Source organism: Rhizomicrobium sp. (genome assembly GCF_056722145.1).
The window spans coordinates 1-3,086 of record NZ_JBWZET010000371.1; the positions used below are offsets into that span (position 1 = coordinate 1).

At 64.4% G+C, this 3,086-nt stretch carries 3 protein-coding genes; 2 read left to right on the plus strand and 1 reads right to left on the minus strand.

The window, feature by feature from the left end; all coding sequences use genetic code 11:
• On the minus strand, positions 1 to 619 hold a 619-nt coding region (locus AC1P6P_RS19715; protein ID WP_481404153.1), incomplete at its 3' end, for a creatininase family protein.
• A gap of 166 nt (positions 620 to 785) precedes the next feature.
• Here AC1P6P_RS19715 and acs point away from each other — a divergent pair.
• Both acs and AC1P6P_RS19725 read left to right on the plus strand, forming a co-directional pair.
• Complete coding sequence (acs, locus tag AC1P6P_RS19720) at positions 786 to 2,726, plus strand: acetate--CoA ligase (protein WP_481404154.1); 1,941 nt, start codon at positions 786 to 788, stop codon at positions 2,724 to 2,726.
• A 103-nt stretch (positions 2,727 to 2,829) separates the two neighbouring features.
• The coding region (locus AC1P6P_RS19725; protein ID WP_481404155.1) for a hypothetical protein at positions 2,830 to 3,086 on the plus strand (257 nt) is incomplete at its 3' end.

The window sequence follows — 3,086 nt, forward strand, 5'->3', positions numbered from 1 at the left end:
GGAAGCGGCGCTTGAAGTCCTTGGCGTCGAACACCGGGCCGACCGGCGCGATCCTGGGCATGATGTCGGCCCGCTTGATCGCCTCGGGAAAGGCGTAGCGGGTGATGGAAATCTCCGACGGCGTGGCGTGGCTGCCCTCGCCCACCGGAAACAGCTCGCGGATCAGATCGGAGATGCCGGGCAGCTCCCACCAGTTGCGACTCATGCAGCGCAGGGCGTTGGCCTCGCCGAAGGTGGTGTCGTGGTAGATCGCGGTGATCGCGGCGCTGATGGTGCCGGTGTTGCCGCCGTGGCCGTTCAGCCAGTAGATGCGCTCGAAACCGTGACGGCGGAACGAATTGGCCCAGTCCGTCATCGAGGCGATCATGGTCGAGGGCCGCAGCGTGATGGTGCCGGGAAAGCCCATATGATGCTGTGCCTGGCCGACATTGAAGGTCGGGCCGACCAGGAAACCGGCCTCGTCGCCCGCCTGGCGGGCGATGACCTCGGCGCACAAGGCGTCGGTGCCCAAAAGCCCGGTCGGGCCATGCTGTTCGGTCGAGCCGATCGGGACCATGATGGCCTTGCAGCGGGCAAGATAGGCTTCCACTTCCGGCCAGGTCGACAAATGTAGCTGCATGCGTCTCGTCCCAAGCGACGGCCCCCGTCATACGCCCGCCAGCAGCCCGGAACGATACGGAATTTGGCCTATGCGACGCCGATGACTCCGGCTCATTTAACCTTGAAGCCGGCTCTGGTCAGTATAGAATTACTCCAAATCAAAACGAGACTCGGGAAACGCACGGATGCACGAAACGCTGTTGCCGGTAACGCCGGAATGGGCCGAGCGCGCCATGATCGACCGCGCCACCTATGACGAAATGTATGCAAACTCGCTCGCCGATCCGGACGGATTTTGGCGGCAGGTCGCCAAGCGCATCGACTGGATCAAGCCGTTCACCACGGTGAAAGACGTATCCTGGGACCCGGACGATTTCCGCATCCGCTGGTACGAGGACGGCAGCCTCAATGTTTCGGTCAACTGCATCGACCGCCACCTCGCCAAGCACGCGCACCACACCGCCATCATCTGGGAAGGCGACGATCCCAACGAGATGCGGAATATCACCTATCAGCAGCTTCACGACGAGGTCTGCCGCTTCGCCAACGTGCTGACGATGTATGGCGTCAAGAAAGGCGACCGCGTCACCATCTATCTGCCGATGATCCCCGAAGCGGCGTTCGCCATGCTCGCCTGCGCCCGCATCGGCGCGGTGCATTCGGTGGTGTTCGCCGGCTTCTCGCCCGACAGCCTCGCCGGACGCATCCAGGACTGCGGCTCGACGCTCGTCATCACCGCCGACCAGGGCCTGCGCGGCGGCAAGACGGTGCCGCTGAAGCTCAACACCGATCTCGCCCTTACCCAGTGCCCGGACGTGCGCCATGTGTTGATGGTCAAGCGCACCGGCGCCAAGGTGCCGATGCAAGCCGGGCGCGACATCGATTACTTCGAAGCCGCCGCCAAGGTGCCACCGGTGTGCCAGCCGGTGGAAGTCGGCGCCGAGGATCCGCTGTTCATCCTCTATACGTCGGGCTCGACCGGCAAGCCGAAGGGCGTTCTGCACACCTCGGGCGGCTACCTCGTCTATGCCGCCTTTACCCACGAAGTCGTATTCGATTACCGCCCCGGCGACATCTATTGGTGCACCGCCGACGTCGGCTGGGTCACCGGCCACAGCTATATCGTCTATGGCCCGCTCGCCAACGCCGCCACCACGCTGATGTTCGAAGGCGTGCCGAACTATCCGAGCGTGTCGCGCTTCTGGGAGGTGATCGACAAGCACAAGGTCAACATCTTCTACACCGCCCCGACGGCGATCCGCGCCTTGATGCGCGACGGCGAGGAGCCGGTGAAAAAGACCGAGCGCACGACGCTGCGCCTGCTCGGTTCGGTCGGCGAGCCGATCAATCCCGAAGCGTGGCTGTGGTACTACCGCGTCGTCGGCGACGAGCGCTGCCCGGTGGTCGATACCTGGTGGCAGACCGAAACCGGCGGCATTCTCATTTCGCCGCTGCCCGGCGCCACCGATCTGAAACCCGGCTCGGCGACCAAGCCGCTGTTCGGCGTTCGCCCCGAACTCGTCGATGCCGACGGCAAGACGCTGGAAGGCGCCGCCAGCGGCAACCTGGTGCTGCTCGACTCCTGGCCGGGGCAGATGCGCACGGTCTATGGCGACCATCCGCGCTTCATCAACACCTACTTCCGCACCTACCGCGGCAAGTACTTCACCGGCGACGGCTGCCGCCGCGACGAGGACGGCTACTACTGGATCACCGGCCGCGTCGACGATGTCATCAACGTCTCGGGTCATCGCCTCGGCACCGCCGAGATCGAATCCGCCCTGGTCGAAAACGACAAAGTCGCCGAGGCGGCAGTGGTGGCCTACCCGCATGATGTCAAAGGACAGGCCATCTACGCCTATGTCACCCTCAAGGCGGGTCTGGCCTCTACCCCGACGGTGGCGGACGAGCTGAAAGCCTTCGTGGCCCAGCATTTGTCGCCAATCGCCCGCCCCGACGTGATCCTGTTCACGCCGTCGCTGCCTAAAACACGGTCAGGCAAGATCATGCGAAGAATCTTGCGCAAGATCGCCGAGGGCGACACCGGCAATCTGGGCGACACCTCCACCCTGGCCGACCCGGCCGTGGTGGGCGACCTGATCGAACGCGCCAAGCGGATCGGCTGAGTCAGGGTAGGATTTCCGGGGCGTTGTGGCATCCTGGCGTCAGGCGGTCACGATAGTGACACGGTCCCAGCCTAGCGATGGGCGACCAACAGGGGGTGTATTCATGCTGATCCGTTCACGCGCGCGTCTCATTTGCGGCGCCTCGCTTGCCGTGCTCGCGGCCATGCCGGCGTGGGGCGCCGACACCGCTGCCGACACGTCCGCCGAAGCCTCGGTGTTTGTGGAGTCGGTGACCGTCACCGCCCAGAAGCGCGAGCAGAACCCGATCGAAGTGCCGATGGCGCTGACCGCCTATTCCGGCCAGTTCCTCGACAAGGTCGATATCCAGGAATTCGACAAGCTGTCGCTGTTCGTGCCCGG